A 13,891-nucleotide genomic window follows, 5' to 3' on the forward strand; every position below is an offset into this window, starting at 1 on the left:
TTTAACACCTCTGGTTGTGATCCCATAGTTGTCCTCAGAACCGCGCTTCCGTTCAACTGGATACCTTTTTCATTTTTCGGTTGAAATTTTTACATGTAATGGGTGATAAATGTTGCATTAGTGGATGATTTATTTACCATCAGGTGCGATGAACAAAGTTATGCCAACGGATCCTCCCGGCAAGACGCCGGTGAAAGGCACCGAATCACATGCGCTCCTGCATGAGATGATCCGGTCGTTTACCACGCTTGCCAGAACCCTCAACCTGAGCCACGCGGTACGGGAACTGGGCAGCACGCGGCAGACGCTGCGCCGGCACATCTCTTTGCTGGAGGAGCTTAAGGGGGTTGAGCTCTTTGTTGTGAAGGACCGCCAGTACCAACTGACCGATGAGGGAAGCCGCGCGTTGCCCGAGGCTCTCGAGATCCTCGCCCGGGGCAGTTCCTGGCTGATGGGGCACATCAGTCATTACAACGGTATGCAACGTGTGCATGCCGTACTGCCGGGTGATGTACATTTCTGGTTGCAACAGCAACCTATGGGGGAATTATGGGAAAGCAAACGCTCCCTGTTGCGCGAATGTTTCCGGGCCTGGGCGCTTGCCGGGGGTGACCTCGAAAGCGAGAAAATGAAACACGTCCGGCCCTACTTTATGGTGTACCGGAACTCTCCAAACGGTTGGATTTGCGTGGAAATCGGGGATCTTGCCTCCTATGTTTCCTGGTACGGATGGGCGACGGCCAGATCCAGTATCGGACGGGCGCTTTACGGGATGCCGGGTGGTGATGAGTTCGCACACCTTATGGTTGAGCCATTTGAGGATGCCGCAAACCATCACAATGCGCGTCTCGACCACATCCACACCCAGCTGCAACGCGAACAGGACGGGCCCAAAGTTCCGCTGAATTACAGGCGTCTGTTGCTGGCGGGTCGGTTTCCCGACGGAAGTTTCGCGCTGATTTCAGTGCTCGACCGGTGTTTTGACATCACCATTGACGATCTTGGTCCCGATGAAATTCACGCCATGCCAGAAGATCTGGTGATGCCTGCGCATCCGGTAGAAGCATTATTCGAGCAACCAAAGCGGGAATAGATTAGTATAGGCGTTATCCTGAACTGTGGAGACGCACTATGACTATTCAATTTAAATCCCGGGACGACTACCTGTTTGCGACGAGTCTTGATCAGATTCGCAGCAATGGCGTCACGATTGTGACCGGTTCCGACTTTGAGGAATATCGCGACCTGCTTTCAACAGCCCGGCCGGACCACAAACTGGGCGTACCCTTTGATCCGAAGCGACAGCCACTCAATTCCGAGAATTCCTACTGGATGGCAGGATACGATTCCGCGGGCAACGTGGTGCACACCCAGGCTCTGAAGCGGCTCAACCTGTCGAAGTCCAGCCTTGGCGAATACATGTGTGAGAATCTGTGCGAGTTCGAGCCGCCAATGGGGGGTATTGATTACGAAAGAACGGTTTACCGGCCTGGTCCGGGCGCGAAACGCATGCGGGGTGTCGTTACGTATCACGGAGAATTCTGGCTTGGCGGAGAGCCGGGACAGTTTCGCGGCACGGGAATGTCTTCACTGCTTGCGCGGCATGCGTTTCTGACTGCTATGCTGCGCTGGGATCCGGATTATTTCTTCGGACTGATGTCGAAGTCTCTCGTCTTCAAGGGCTTCTCTGCGCGATTCGGGTACATGCACACGGACCCGGATGCGATCCGCTTTGCGCTCAGGGATGCAGCGGATCTTTTCGAGGTTGTGATGGGCTATAACTCCAACGAAGATCTTCGCTTTCTGCTGGATATGCAGCTTCCGGAAGCGCTCGATAAAGCGGCGTAAAAGCCAGCCGCCACGGGCTGATCACCCGTGGCGTAGTTCTTTGAGGTACCCGGCGGTCAGCTGATCGCGGCGGCGCGTACGTCGTCGTCGATGAACGGCAGATACTGTTCGAAGTTATCCGAGAACATCTTCACCAGCTTTGCCGCCTGACGGTCGTAGGATTCAGGATTGTCCCACGTCCGGCGCGGATCGAGCAGAATGTTCGGCACGCCTTTCACGTCGACCGGCACGGAAAATCCGAAGTTCGGATCCTTGCGGAACTCCGCATCCGCAAGCGAGCCGTCGAGCGCCGCTGCAAGCAGCCCGCGCGTGGCCCTGATCGGCATCCGGCTGCCGGTGCCGTAGGCGCCGCCGGTCCAGCCGGTATTCACCAGCCAGCAGGTCGCGCCATGGGTGGCGATCTTCTCACGCAGAAGGTTGCCATATACTTCCGGGCGGCGCGGCATGAAGGGCGCGCCAAAGCAGGTGGAAAAAGTCGGTTCCGGCTCTGTTACGCCACGCTCCGTGCCGGCAACCTTGGAGGTGAAGCCCGACAGAAAATGATACATCGCCTGTGCCGGCGACAGCTTTGAGATCGGCGGCAGCACCCCGAAGGCATCGCAGGTCAGCATGATGATGTTTTTCGGATGCCCGCCGCGCGCCGCCTCGGAGGCATTTGAGATATAATGCAACGGGTAGGCGCAGCGCATGTTGGCTGTCAGGCTGTCGTCGTCAAAATCCAGCTCTTTTGTCAGCGGATCATAGATCATGTTTTCGATCACCGTGCCGAACTTTTCGGTCGTGGCGTAGATTTCTGGCTCTGCGTCAGGGTTCAGATTGATGGTTTTTGCATAACAGCCACCTTCGAAGTTGAAGGTGCCGGTGTCGGACCAGCCGTGCTCGTCGTCACCGATCAGTGTGCGGCTGGGATCAGCCGAGAGTGTGGTCTTCCCGGTGCCCGAAAGGCCGAAAAACACGGCTGCATCGACAGGATTGCCATTGGCGTGGTTGGCCGAGCAGTGCATCGGCATGACGCCTTTTTCGGGAAGCAGATAGTTCAGCAGCGTGAAGACAGATTTTTTGTTTTCGCCGGCATATTCTGTACCGCCGATCAGGATCAGCTTTTTGTCAAAGTTCATCGCAATGACCGTGTCAGAGCGGCAGTTGTGACGCTTTGGGTCAGCTTTGAAGCTCGGGCAGTTGATCACCGTGAAGTCAGCCGTGAAATCGTTGAGATCCTCTGCATCCGGCCGGCGCAGCATGTGACGGATAAAGAGCCCGTGCCAGGCAAGCTCCGTCACCATGCGCACATTTATCGCGTGTTTCGGGTCGGCGCCGCCCACGAGGTCCTGAACGAAGTAATCGCCGCCTTCCATGTGGCTGAGCATATCCTCATAGAGAGCATCAAACCCCTCGGGGGACATCGCTGCGTTGTTTTCCCACCAGATCGTGTCTGCCACGCTGTCGGTCTTGACCACATGCTTGTCGTTGGGGGAGCGTCCGGTGAATTTACCGGTCGTCACCAGAAAGGTGCCGCCCTTGCCAAGCTCGCCTTCGCCACGTGACAGGGCAGCACTGATCAGGTCCGGTTCAATCAGGTTGTACCAGACAGTGCCAAGGCCTTTGATCCCCTGATCTTCCAGTGTGAAGTCGGGGTTTACGCGCCCATGTGTCATCTTGTTGATCTCCTGATTGACCGCACCTGCGGCGGAATACGCACCATACCACTGGCCGTGACAGCCGGGTTCCAGTCCTAACATGATGATTTAGCACGTGAACAGATTGCTTCGACACAGTTAGCGCCACCATCAGGATGTTTATGCTCATGGCCTGCCCGCACCGGCGGATACCGGCGCTATCACTGCCGGGTCGGGTCAACAATGTGCGGCAATTTAGCCATTCGTAATCAAATTATGGCCCAAATGGGCGGAAGTGCTGTGCTGATTCGCACTTAAAGATTGATTCGCCGGGGTAAACAGTGGTCAATACCCCAAAAAATCAAAGAAACGAGCAGTACAAGGATACAGGTAATGTCTAAAATCGCATTGGTGGACGACGACAGGAATATCCTGACGTCCGTTTCCATGACTCTCGAAGCCGAAGGTTTCGAAGTGGAAACGTATAACGACGGGCAGGCTGCCCTCGACGCATTCAACAAGAAGCTGCCTGATATGGCGGTTCTGGATATCAAGATGCCCCGGATGGATGGCATGGATCTGCTGCAGCGTCTGCGGCAGAAAACGGCGATGCCGGTAATCTTTCTGACCTCGAAGGACGATGAGATCGATGAGGTGCTGGGGCTGCGCATGGGCGCCGATGATTATGTCAAAAAACCCTTCTCTCAGAGGCTGTTGGTCGAGCGGATCCGCGCACTGCTGCGCCGTCAGGATGCGGTCGCCGGTGATGTCGTCGCCGACAGCGAAGAGACCAAAGTAATGGAGCGCGGTGATCTGCGCATGGATCCGCTGCGGCACGCCGTGGCCTGGAAGGGCCGCGATGTATCGCTGACCGTGACCGAATTTCTGCTCCTGCAGGCGCTGGCGCAGCGCCCTGGTTTCGTAAAGTCGCGCGATCAGCTTATGGACGTCGCCTATGACGATCAGGTCTATGTGGATGACCGGACAATCGACAGCCATATCAAACGTCTGCGCAAAAAGATGCGGACGGCTGATGATGAGTTCTCCGCGATTGAGACGCTCTACGGTATCGGATACAGATACAACGAAGAGTAACGATCACCGATGGCGCTGGCCGAGAGGAATTTTGTGCGGGATATGACCCCACCCCAGCCCCGGGACGGCGATCTCGTTCTGGGTGATGACTGGGTTGCACCCGACAGTGCGGCCGGCAGTGAGCTGCGCGCGAGCCGTGAAGGCCGCGGGCTCATGTCGCTGCGCAGCTCTCACATTGCGCGCAAGATTATCATCTTTAATCTCATTGCGATGTGCATTCTGGTTGCCGGGATTCTACTGCTGAATTCCTCGCGTGACAGTCTCGCCGTGCAGCGGGCCGCATCTCTTGTCTCCGAAGCTGAACTGATCGCCGACGTGATCGAAGCGCAGGTCCCGCGTGATGCGCCGGTGAACCTTGCGACCCGTGATGGTATCGACATAGAGGCCACGCTGAGCGGTCTTGATCTGCGCAGCGGCATTGAGGTTTTTGTCTATGACCCGTCTGAGACGCTGGTGGCAAATACCGAAGGGCGGCTTGCGGCGGGCGAGATCGCCGGTGCTCTCGGAGGAAAGACACCTCTGATTGACGGGCTGAGCTGGGTCTGGTCGGCAACGTCCGGCGCATTCAGTGAGCCTGAGGACGCCGACCAGACGCCGCTGCGCGACAAAATTCGTCCGCTGATCAGCAGCACACTGACTGACGGCACACAGATCCGCCGCGAACTCGACACGGCCGGCGGTGCGCTCTTCACGGTGGTGACGCCGATCACTCAGAACGAGACGCCGATCGGTGTGGTTGCGGTGGCTACGGCTGCCGGTGAGATTGACAATTTCGTTCGCAGTGAGCGCGAGCGTGTGCTGCAGATGTTTGTGATCGGCATCCTGGTCTCCATCGGCCTGAGCCTTGTTCTCGCCTCGACGATCGCGAATCCGCTGGCTGATCTTGCTGCAGCGGCCGAGCTTGGGCGTGTCAAAAATGCACGCAAAATGAACCCGGGGCGCATTCGGATCCCGGATCTGACGGCCCGGCCTGACGAGATCGGGCGGCTCAGTGGCGCTTTGCGCGGCATGATCTCGGCTCTTTATAACCGCATTGACGGTAACGAGCAGTTCGCAGCGGATGTGGCGCATGAGATCAAAAACCCGCTCGCCTCTCTGCGGTCTGCCGTTGGCACATTGCGGATGGTGAAACGGGATGATCAGCGCGAGAAACTGCTTGATGTGATTGATCATGATGTCCGCCGGCTGGACCGGCTCGTCAGTGACATATCCAACGCGTCGCGGCTGGACAGCGAACTGGTCAAAGAAGAGGAAGAACCCTTTGACGTCCTGACCACCCTGTCAAACCTCGGCCAGTACCTCGGCGAGGATGCACGCGCGAGGGGCATCGATTTCATTACCGACCTGCCGGACAACCCGATTACCGTCTATGGGCTCGAGGCGCGCCTTGCGCAGGTATTCGTGAACCTTATCACAAATGCTATTTCATTTTGCGAAGACGGTGATGCGATCCGTATCTGGGCGCGCAAAAAGGAAAACCGCGTACTGATCGTGGTTGAGGACACAGGTCCCGGCATACCTGACCAGGCGCTGTCGAAGATCTTCAAACGGTTCTACTCACAACGCCCTGACGAGCATTTCGGAAACAACTCCGGCCTGGGTCTTGCGATTTCCAAGCAGATCATCGAAGCGCATGGTGGCGTGATCTGGGCCGAAAACATCCGCCCCACCGAGGCAGATATCACCTCCGATCCGCTCGGCGCACGTTTTGTCGTCGGCCTTCCGACCTGAGCGATGACGCCGGCGGGCCCTCTGCCTGAGACATCCGATACTGTTATTCTGCATGCCAGCGCTGTCGCGGTCGATGGCGCGGGCGTTCTGATCACCGGGGCCTCCGGTGCGGGTAAATCTGAGCTTGCGCTGCAGCTTATGTCGCTGGGCGCACGTCTGATCGCCGATGACCGGACTGTCGTGCACGTCAGGGCGTCTGGCCTGCGCGCCACTTGCCCTGAGGCAATCAGAGGTATGATCGAAGCCCGCGGGGTCGGTATTCTGAACGCAGAACCGGCCGGCGAGGCACCGGTCCGGCTTGTGGTGGATCTCGATCAGATGGAAACGCGGCGCCTGCCGGAGCGTCACGACGCAGAAATCGCCGGACACACAGTGCGGTGTTTTCACAAAACTGCCAGCCGGGCTTTTCCGGCTGCAATTATGCAATATCTCAGATCAGGACTGAGAGAGCCGGAATGACACAGACAGCATCTTCAGACGCGCGACGGATCATTTTCGTCACCGGACCTTCGGGCGCCGGGCGCTCCAGTGCGCTCAACGTGCTGGAAGACGCGGGCTATGAGACCATTGATAACCTGCCTTTGCGCCTGCTGACCGATCTGCTGGACGGACCGGGTCAGGACAGACCACTTGCGCTCGGGATCGACCCGCGCAACCGAGATTTCTCCACCAACACCATCATCGATACGCTCGGACGGCTGACGGCAGTGCCGGGTCTTGCACCGGAGCTTCTGTTTCTGGACTGCCAGTCAGAGGTGCTGTTGCGCCGGTTTTCTGAGACCCGCCGCAGGCATCCGCTTGCGCCTGACGATCGCCCGTCTGAGGGCATCATACGCGAACTTGAAATGCTTCAGCCGCTGCGCGCCCGGGCAGACGTGCTGATCGACACCAGCGAACTGAACGTTCATCAGCTGCGCGAAGAGGTTGAGCACTGGTTTGCGCCCGGTGGTCAGCGTCATCTGAGTGTTTCCGTACAGTCGTTCTCATACAAACGCGGGCTGCCGCGGAGTGTGGATATGGTTTTCGACTGCCGTTTTCTGCGCAACCCCTACTGGGATCCTGCTCTGCGCGGGTCGGACGGCCGCGACGCCGCCGTTGCCGATTACATCAGAAGCGATCCGCGTTCGGGCCCCTTTGCTGAAAAGGTCACGGATCTGTGCCTGTGGCTGTTGCCCGCATATCGCGATGAGGGAAAATCATACCTGTCGATCGCCTTTGGGTGTACCGGAGGACAGCACCGGTCGGTCGCCATGGCTGAAAGCCTCGCTTTGCGGCTTGCGGAGGAAGGCTGGCAGGTGTCAATTAGACACCGCGAACTGGACCTGCGTAAGAAAGAAGAGGCCTGATCCCTTGATCGGTATTGTGATTGTCGCGCACGGCGGGCTGGCACAGGAGTATCTGGCGGCGATTGAGCATGTTGTGGGCCGGCAGAGCGGAATGCGGGCCATCGGCATCCTGGCAGATCACGACCGCGCCCTGAAAGAACGCGAAATCTGTGTCGCAGCGGATGAGGTGGATCAGGGGGACGGTGTCGTTGTGGTCACGGATCTTTACGGCGGATCACCGTCCAATCTCAGCCTTCTTGCCTGCAAACCCGGCAACCGTCGCATTCTTTACGGCGCGAACCTGCCGATGCTTATCAAGCTTGCCAAGAGCCGTCGGAAATCCGTGCCGGACGCTGTGCGCGCCGCGCTGGAAGCCGGCAAAAAGTATATCGACAGCCAGAACATCAGCCCCGAATAACAAGGCAGCCGATCTATGACCGCAAAGACACTGGAAATCGTAAACGAGAAGGGCCTGCATGCCCGCGCATCTGCCAAACTGGTCGAACTGGTGGAAGGCTTCGACGCCACGGCCGAAATCTCCAGGGACGGCATATCGGCCTCCGGAGACAGCATCATGGGGCTTTTAATGTTGGCAGCCTCACTTGGAACCTTTATTGAGGTTGAAACATCCGGTCCGGATGCTGAGGCTCTCGCTGATGCGCTGACGGCGCTTGTGGCGGATAAATTTGGCGAAGGGGCCTGACCGGGTATCCATGTCAACGCACGGGGGGGAGCGCTGAATTGACTGACAGTTCGCAGGATATCAGCGAAAGCAAACCGGGCGAGAAGGTGGACTTTTCCAAGTACGACCGCCGCAGCCTGTCCTATGCTTCGACCTTTGAGGACCCGTGGAAATCTTCGATGATCCGGGTGATGGAAGCGCTGACGGGCAAGCTGACCATTCTGCGCCGTGTTCAGGAGTTTGAACGCCGCGGCGCACCACAGGGGCAGGCATTCTGGCGCGCGGCTCTCGATGTCATGGGGATCGAGCTGCAGACACCGCAGCACCAGCTTGACCGGATCCCGCGCGAAGGTCCTGTGATCGTTGTTTCCAACCATCCCCACGGGTTGATTGACGGGATGATGTTTGCGGATCTGATCGGGCGGGTTCGGCCGGATTACAGAATTCTGACGCGCTCACTTCTGACAATCATCGATGAAGCCGCGAGTTCTTTTATGATCCCGGTGCCGTTCCCCCATGAAGAAGGGGCGCAACGCAAGGGCGTCGAAATGCGCACACGCGCCATGGAACATCTGCAAAGCGGCGGTGTCGTGGCGCTTTTCCCGTCAGGTGGTGTGGCTGCATCAGAGACGTTTTTCGGTCCGGCTGTCGAGGGGGAGTGGAATGTCTTTACCGCAAAGATGATCCGCCGCTCTGGTGCCACAGTTCTGCCGATCAAATTTCCGGGGCAGAACTCGCGCGCGTATCAGATTGCCAACAAACTGTCTCCGATGCTGCGTCAGGGTCTGTTGCTGCATGAGGTGGTGCACGCCTTTGACAAACCCCAGGCGCCGATTGTCGGGGAGCCGCTTGCGCCTGAGACAATTGAGAAATGGGCGGATGATCCGCGCGGGTTCATGGCCTGGTTGCGTGAGCACACACTGGCGCTGAAAGACTGACGCACTCAGCGGGTCGGCACCGGCGTTTCACCGCGATAATCGTAAAATCCACGGTCGGTTTTCCGACCCAGCCAACCGGCTTCGACGTATTTGGTCAGAAGCGGGCAGGGGCGGTATTTGGTGTCAGCCAGCCCGTCATGCAGGACGTTCATGATCGCAAGACAGGTATCGAGACCGATGAAATCGGCCAGTTCAAGCGGCCCCATGGGGTGGTTTGCGCCGAGCTTCAGAGAGCTGTCGATTGACTGTACGCTGCCGACACCTTCATAGAGCGTATAGACCGCTTCATTGATCATCGGCATCAGGATCCGGTTTACGATAAAGGCCGGGAAATCCTCGGCTGAAGCCGCTGTTTTATCGAGCTTTTCAACAACTTCTTTGCAGGCGCTGAACGTAGGCTCATCCGTTGCAATTCCCCGGATCAGCTCAACCAGCTGCATCACCGGCACAGGATTCATGAAGTGGAACCCCATGAATTTCTCTGGCCGGTCTGTCCGGCTGGCCAGTCGGGTGATGGAGATTGAGGAGGTATTGGACGTCAGGATAGTGTGCGGCTGCAGATGCGGCACAAGGTCCTCAAAAATCGCCTGTTTCACGGTTTCCCGCTCGGTCGCGGCTTCGATAATCAGATCAGTCCGGCCGAGTTCGCTGAGTGTGGTGGTGCAGTTGATCCGTGAGAGCGCGTCGGAGAGCTGATCTGCGGTGATCTTGCCGCGGCTGACCTGGCGTTCCATGTTGCTTTTCATCAGATCCATTGCGTTGCTCAGGGCGTCATCACTGATGTCGTTGAGCATCACGTCATAACCTGCCAGCGACATCACATGGGCAATGCCGTTGCCCATCTGCCCGGCGCCTACAATGCCGATTTTCCTGATTTCCATGCCGCTGATCCCTTTTCGTGTGATGCCAGTTTACGGTGCCACGCCACGGGGCCGCAAGTACGCGCGGGCGCAATAATCTGCCTGATGCCGAGAGTTTAAGGGAATCTAAGGATTGCCAGGCAATAAAGGATCCGGGTGAATGAAAAAGGTGGGCTTATGACCTATGATGCTATGAGCGCGGGTGCGCTCGATTATGCGCCGTGCCGGTACGGAAATTCCCGGCTTCTGTTTCGCGGACCGCGGCGGCGGCTTGACGCGCCCTTTGTGGCGTTCCTTGGCGGCACTGAGACCTATGGCAGGTTTATCAAGGCACCGTTTCCGGCGCTGGTAGAGAGTGACCTTGGTCTGAACTGCGTCAATTTCGGTATCCCGAACGCAGGTATTGACGTGTTCATCAATGACCCGACTGTCATGGAGGCGGCACAGAGTGCGCGCGTCGCGGTGCTGCAGGTCATTGGTGCGCAAAACCTGTCGAACCGGTTTTACACGGTGCATCCGCGGCGCAACGACCGGTTTCTTACGGCGTCTCCGCTCTTACGGGTGATTTATCCGGAAGTTGATTTTGCAGAGTTCCACTTCAACCGCCATATGCTCAGCCATCTGCATAAGGTTTCATCTGAGCGGTTTTCCATTGTTCGCGCGGAGCTTCAGAAAGCGTGGTCGGCCCGGATGGAACTGCTGACGCGTCAGATCGGGAGCCGGGTGCTGCTTGTCTGGTTCGCAGATCACGCGCCCTTGCAGGATGAACCGGTCGGGCCGGACCCGGCGCGGTCAGGTGATCCGCTTTTTGTCACACGCGAAATGCTCGACAGTCTCGCAGATGAAAAGGTTACTGTGGCGCAGGTCGTGGCGACGCCTGAAGCCATTGAAGCCGGCACTTCAGGCATGGTTTTCAGTGAGATGGAGGCGATGGCGGCAAAGAAAATGCTCGGTCCCAGGGCACATGGCGAACTCGCCCGCCACATCGGACCGTTGCTGCACGAAATGGTCAGCCCGTAGAAAAAGGGCGCCCCTTTACCGGGGGCGACCTCTGGTCTCGCGTGACGCTGCTCCGGATCAGATCTTTTCGATCAGCTCCGGAACCGCGGTGAAGAGATCGGCGACGAGGCCATAGTCGGCAACCTGAAAAATCGGCGCTTCTTCGTCTTTGTTGATCGCGACGATGATTTTGCTGTCCTTCATGCCGGCGAGGTGTTGAATGGCGCCTGAAATGCCCACCGCGACGTAAAGGTCGGGGGCTACGACCTTGCCGGTCTGTCCGACCTGCCAGTCGTTGGGAGCATAGCCGGAGTCGACCGCGGCGCGCGAGGCACCGACCGCGGCACCGAGTTTGTCAGCCAGCTTTTCGATCAGCGCAAAGTCCTCCTCGGAGCCGACACCGCGGCCTCCGGAGACTACCACGCCTGCGGATGTCAGCTCGGGGCGGTCGGATTCCGCGACCTTGTCCTCTACCCATTCCGACAGAGACGGATCAGCAGCGGCACCGATGGTTTCGACTGAAGCGGAGCCACCGGCGGCGGCTGCGTCAAACGTTGATCCCCGGAAGGTGATCACTTTTTTCGCATCCACAGATTTGACTGTCTGCATAGCGTTGCCAGCGTAAATCGGGCGCTCAAAAGTATCTGCGTCCACCACAGCGGTGGCATCGGAGATCACCATGACATCAAGCAGCGCTGCCACGCGTGGCATGATGTTTTTGGCATCTGTCGTCGCCGGGGCCACGATGTGGCTGTAATCGCCCGACAACGAAACGATCAGATCCGCCACGGGCTCCGCGAGACGCTTGCCATAAAGCGGGTCTTCGGCGCAGAGCACTTTGGCCACACCCTGAATTGTCGCGGCTTCGGCCGCGGCTGCAGAACAGGTTGCACCTGTTGCCAGAACAGTCACATCGCCCAGTGCCTGCGCGGCCGTTACGGCCTTGGCTGTGGCGTCCATCGCCAGTTCGCCGTCGTTGATTTCTGCAAGGAGAAGAACAGCCATTACACAGCCCCCGCTTCTTTGAGTTTCGATACCAGCTCATCGACGGAGCCGACCTTGATCCCGGCCGCGCGGGCTTCGGGCTCGGCTGTTCCGACGACTTCAAGGCGCGGTGATACATCGACGCCGTAATCGGCAGCGGTTTTTTCATCCAGCGGCTTTTTCTTGGCTTTCATGATGTTCGGCAGAGAGGCATAGCGCGGCTCGTTCAGACGCAGATCTACTGTGATAACGGTTGGCATGCTGACTTTGATCGTCTGCAGACCACCATCTACTTCGCGGGTCACAACGGCTTTGTCGCCTTCGATATCAACTTTGGATGCAAAGGTCGCCTGACTCCAGCCCATCAGCGCCGCAAGCATCTGACCGGTTGCGTTCATGTCATTGTCGATCGCCTGCTTGCCGCAGAGCACCAGACCGGGCTGCTCTTCATCGATGATCGCTTTGAGGATCTTCGCAACGCTCAGCGGTTCAATGTCCTGATGCACATCGTCGGCGGCAATGACCAGTATGGCGCGGTCTGCACCCATCGCCAGTGCTGTCCGCAGCGTTTCCTGGCTTTGTTTTACGCCGACAGAAACGACCACAACTTCGTCGGCCTGACCTGCTTCTTTCAGCCGGATCGCCTGTTCGACAGAAATTTCGTCGAACGGGTTCATCGACATTTTCACATTGGCAAGATCGACCCCGGAACCGTCCGCTTTGACGCGCACTTTCACGTTGTAGTCGATCACGCGTTTGACAGGTACCAGAACCTTCATGAGCGCATCTCTCCTTGGTTTGCGACTCACACGCCTGTGCAAGCCAGATATCTTCTGCCCGGTGGTTTAACCGGGCTGAAGGGCGCGAAACAGTGTAAAATCGTCGCGTCCCGGCTCAGGAACGCCGCGTTTTTTCAAAACAGGGCGGTTTAGGGCCATGCGTTGTGCATTTCGGGGTCCGGGATCAGGGCAAAGATGCCGGACGGGCGTCAGCGGTTTGCGCCCGGCACCCAGAGCACATCATCCCTGCCGCTGTTGTTGGCCATACGCGCCGCAACGAAAAACCAGTCACTCAGCCGGTTGAGGTATTTCACGGCTGCCGGATTGATCGCCTCCATGGTGGCAAGCTCCACACATAGCCGTTCGGCGCGGCGCGACACGGTGCGGCAGACATGCAGATGCGCTGCAAGGGCCGCGCCGCCGGGAAGGATGAAACTGCGCAGGGCATCGAGTTCTGCGTTCATTGCGTCAATCTCTGTCTCCAGCCGCATCACCTGGGCCTCGATCATGCGCAGCGGCGGGTATTCGGCCTCTGCGTCCTGATCCATGTCGGGCCTGCACAGATCAGCGCCAAGGTCGAAAAGGTCATTCTGGATCCGGCTCAGGGCGGCATCAGTATCGCCCGTGGCCTCAAGCCGCGCCACACCGACGAAGGAGTTCAGCTCATCCGAGGTGCCATAGGCTGTGACCCGCACGGCGTGCTTTGCAACCCGGACGCCGTTGCCCAGTGCGGTTTCACCGGCATCACCGGTCTTGGTGTAGATTTTATTCAGAACGACCATCGCGCAACTGCCCCTTATTTGCGGAAATAGACATAGACGAGGATCAGCAGTACAGCGACAAACTGCGCCGCGATACGCCACCGCATCAGTTTGTTCGAGTTTTCCTTGTTGAATTTGCCACCGCCGGCAAACCCGCCGAGGCCGAACATAAGAATGATGACAACGGCCAGACAGGCGATGACGACGAGTGCGAATAACGGGTCCACGGGGTTAGTCCTTCCATCTGTTGCTCTGCCATATAGGCGGCCTTTG

The 13,891-nt window shown here is 58.1% G+C and carries 16 protein-coding genes; 10 read left to right on the top strand and 6 right to left on the bottom strand.

The window, feature by feature from the left end; all coding sequences use genetic code 11:
• Positions 1-160: 160 nt before the first annotated feature.
• Together G3256_RS02685 and G3256_RS02690 are read left to right on the top strand one after the other, a co-directional pair.
• Positions 161-1,093 carry a helix-turn-helix domain-containing protein gene (locus G3256_RS02685; RefSeq protein WP_246227735.1) on the top strand — a complete coding sequence of 311 codons (933 nt, stop codon included), beginning with the start codon at positions 161-163 and terminating at the stop codon, positions 1,091-1,093.
• A gap of 38 nt (positions 1,094-1,131) precedes the next feature.
• Entirely contained in the window at positions 1,132-1,848 is a 717-nt protein-coding gene (locus tag G3256_RS02690; RefSeq protein ID WP_169639372.1) for a hypothetical protein, read from the top strand.
• A 56-nt stretch (positions 1,849-1,904) separates the two neighbouring features.
• Here G3256_RS02690 and G3256_RS02695 read toward each other — a convergent pair whose 3' ends face one another.
• Positions 1,905-3,503 carry a phosphoenolpyruvate carboxykinase gene (locus tag G3256_RS02695; RefSeq protein WP_169639373.1) on the bottom strand — a complete coding sequence of 533 codons (1,599 nt, stop codon included), beginning with the start codon at positions 3,501-3,503 and terminating at the stop codon, positions 1,905-1,907.
• A 354-nt stretch (positions 3,504-3,857) separates the two neighbouring features.
• Here G3256_RS02695 and G3256_RS02700 point away from each other — a divergent pair, with 354 nt between their 5' ends.
• From G3256_RS02700 to G3256_RS02730, 7 genes are read left to right on the top strand one after another with little or no spacing between them, the layout of a single operon-like run.
• Positions 3,858-4,559 (top strand): response regulator transcription factor, encoded by a 702-nt coding sequence (locus G3256_RS02700; RefSeq protein ID WP_169639374.1) that lies wholly within the window; start codon positions 3,858-3,860, stop codon positions 4,557-4,559.
• Positions 4,560-4,601: 42 nt separating this feature from the next.
• Positions 4,602-6,290, top strand: coding sequence for a sensor histidine kinase (locus G3256_RS02705; protein WP_246227737.1), 1,689 nt, complete (start codon positions 4,602-4,604; stop codon positions 6,288-6,290).
• A gap of 3 nt (positions 6,291-6,293) precedes the next feature.
• Positions 6,294-6,749, top strand: coding sequence for an HPr kinase/phosphorylase (locus G3256_RS02710; protein WP_206040782.1), 456 nt, complete (start codon positions 6,294-6,296; stop codon positions 6,747-6,749).
• The gene (gene rapZ / locus G3256_RS02715; protein WP_169639376.1) at positions 6,746-7,636 is read left to right on the top strand and encodes an RNase adapter RapZ; all 891 of its coding nucleotides are present in this window, start codon (positions 6,746-6,748) and stop codon (positions 7,634-7,636) included. The genes G3256_RS02710 and rapZ overlap by 4 nt, the downstream gene beginning before the upstream one ends.
• Before the next feature lie 4 nt (positions 7,637-7,640).
• Positions 7,641-8,033, top strand: a complete 393-nt coding sequence (locus tag G3256_RS02720; protein ID WP_169639377.1) for a PTS sugar transporter subunit IIA — start codon at positions 7,641-7,643, stop codon at positions 8,031-8,033.
• A 15-nt stretch (positions 8,034-8,048) separates the two neighbouring features.
• Complete coding sequence (locus G3256_RS02725; RefSeq protein WP_169639378.1) at positions 8,049-8,318, top strand: HPr family phosphocarrier protein; 270 nt, start codon at positions 8,049-8,051, stop codon at positions 8,316-8,318.
• Positions 8,319-8,356: 38 nt separating this feature from the next.
• The gene (locus tag G3256_RS02730; RefSeq protein WP_169639379.1) at positions 8,357-9,235 is read left to right on the top strand and encodes a lysophospholipid acyltransferase family protein; all 879 of its coding nucleotides are present in this window, start codon (positions 8,357-8,359) and stop codon (positions 9,233-9,235) included.
• Between the two features lie 5 nt (positions 9,236-9,240).
• On the opposite strand, the gene G3256_RS02735 is transcribed toward G3256_RS02730, so the two are convergent.
• Complete coding sequence (locus tag G3256_RS02735) at positions 9,241-10,116, bottom strand: 3-hydroxybutyryl-CoA dehydrogenase (RefSeq protein WP_169639380.1); 876 nt, start codon at positions 10,114-10,116, stop codon at positions 9,241-9,243.
• A gap of 156 nt (positions 10,117-10,272) precedes the next feature.
• Here G3256_RS02735 and G3256_RS02740 point away from each other — a divergent pair, with 156 nt between their 5' ends.
• The gene (locus G3256_RS02740; protein ID WP_169639381.1) at positions 10,273-11,115 is read left to right on the top strand and encodes a DUF6473 family protein; all 843 of its coding nucleotides are present in this window, start codon (positions 10,273-10,275) and stop codon (positions 11,113-11,115) included.
• Positions 11,116-11,172: 57 nt separating this feature from the next.
• Here G3256_RS02740 and G3256_RS02745 read toward each other — a convergent pair whose 3' ends face one another.
• From G3256_RS02745 to G3256_RS02760, 4 genes are all read right to left on the bottom strand, one after another.
• The gene (locus G3256_RS02745) at positions 11,173-12,099 is read right to left on the bottom strand and encodes an electron transfer flavoprotein subunit alpha/FixB family protein (RefSeq protein ID WP_169639382.1); all 927 of its coding nucleotides are present in this window, start codon (positions 12,097-12,099) and stop codon (positions 11,173-11,175) included.
• On the bottom strand, positions 12,099-12,857 hold the full coding sequence (locus G3256_RS02750; RefSeq protein WP_169639383.1) for an electron transfer flavoprotein subunit beta/FixA family protein: 759 nt from the start codon (positions 12,855-12,857) through the stop codon (positions 12,099-12,101). Before G3256_RS02750 ends, G3256_RS02745 begins: the two co-directional genes overlap by 1 nt.
• 209 nt (positions 12,858-13,066) lie before the next feature.
• The gene (locus G3256_RS02755; protein WP_169639384.1) at positions 13,067-13,639 is read right to left on the bottom strand and encodes a cob(I)yrinic acid a,c-diamide adenosyltransferase; all 573 of its coding nucleotides are present in this window, start codon (positions 13,637-13,639) and stop codon (positions 13,067-13,069) included.
• A gap of 14 nt (positions 13,640-13,653) precedes the next feature.
• The gene (locus G3256_RS02760) at positions 13,654-13,845 is read right to left on the bottom strand and encodes a twin transmembrane helix small protein (RefSeq protein WP_246227739.1); all 192 of its coding nucleotides are present in this window, start codon (positions 13,843-13,845) and stop codon (positions 13,654-13,656) included.
• Positions 13,846-13,891: the final 46 nt, after the last annotated feature.

This window comes from Roseobacter ponti (assembly GCF_012932215.1).
Classification (GTDB): Bacteria; Pseudomonadota; Alphaproteobacteria; order Rhodobacterales; family Rhodobacteraceae; genus Roseobacter; species Roseobacter ponti.

What these genes read in the sequence shown, in the direction of transcription:
- G3256_RS02695 (WP_169639373.1), bottom strand. Translation starts at nt 3,503, where the DNA reads ATGACACATGGGCGCGTAAACCCCGACTTCACACTGGAAGATCAGGGG.
- G3256_RS02685 (WP_246227735.1), top strand. Translation starts at nt 161, where the DNA reads ATGCCAACGGATCCTCCCGGCAAGACGCCGGTGAAAGGCACCGAATCA.
- G3256_RS02710 (WP_206040782.1), top strand. Translation starts at nt 6,294, where the DNA reads ATGACGCCGGCGGGCCCTCTGCCTGAGACATCCGATACTGTTATTCTG.
- G3256_RS02725 (WP_169639378.1), top strand. Translation starts at nt 8,049, where the DNA reads ATGACCGCAAAGACACTGGAAATCGTAAACGAGAAGGGCCTGCATGCC.
- G3256_RS02745 (WP_169639382.1), bottom strand. Translation starts at nt 12,099, where the DNA reads ATGGCTGTTCTTCTCCTTGCAGAAATCAACGACGGCGAACTGGCGATG.
- G3256_RS02740 (WP_169639381.1), top strand. Translation starts at nt 10,273, where the DNA reads ATGACCTATGATGCTATGAGCGCGGGTGCGCTCGATTATGCGCCGTGC.
- G3256_RS02750 (WP_169639383.1), bottom strand. Translation starts at nt 12,857, where the DNA reads ATGAAGGTTCTGGTACCTGTCAAACGCGTGATCGACTACAACGTGAAA.
- G3256_RS02755 (WP_169639384.1), bottom strand. Translation starts at nt 13,639, where the DNA reads ATGGTCGTTCTGAATAAAATCTACACCAAGACCGGTGATGCCGGTGAA.
- G3256_RS02705 (WP_246227737.1), top strand. Translation starts at nt 4,602, where the DNA reads ATGACCCCACCCCAGCCCCGGGACGGCGATCTCGTTCTGGGTGATGAC.
- G3256_RS02690 (WP_169639372.1), top strand. Translation starts at nt 1,132, where the DNA reads ATGACTATTCAATTTAAATCCCGGGACGACTACCTGTTTGCGACGAGT.
- G3256_RS02735 (WP_169639380.1), bottom strand. Translation starts at nt 10,116, where the DNA reads ATGGAAATCAGGAAAATCGGCATTGTAGGCGCCGGGCAGATGGGCAAC.
- G3256_RS02700 (WP_169639374.1), top strand. Translation starts at nt 3,858, where the DNA reads ATGTCTAAAATCGCATTGGTGGACGACGACAGGAATATCCTGACGTCC.
- rapZ (WP_169639376.1), top strand. Translation starts at nt 6,746, where the DNA reads ATGACACAGACAGCATCTTCAGACGCGCGACGGATCATTTTCGTCACC.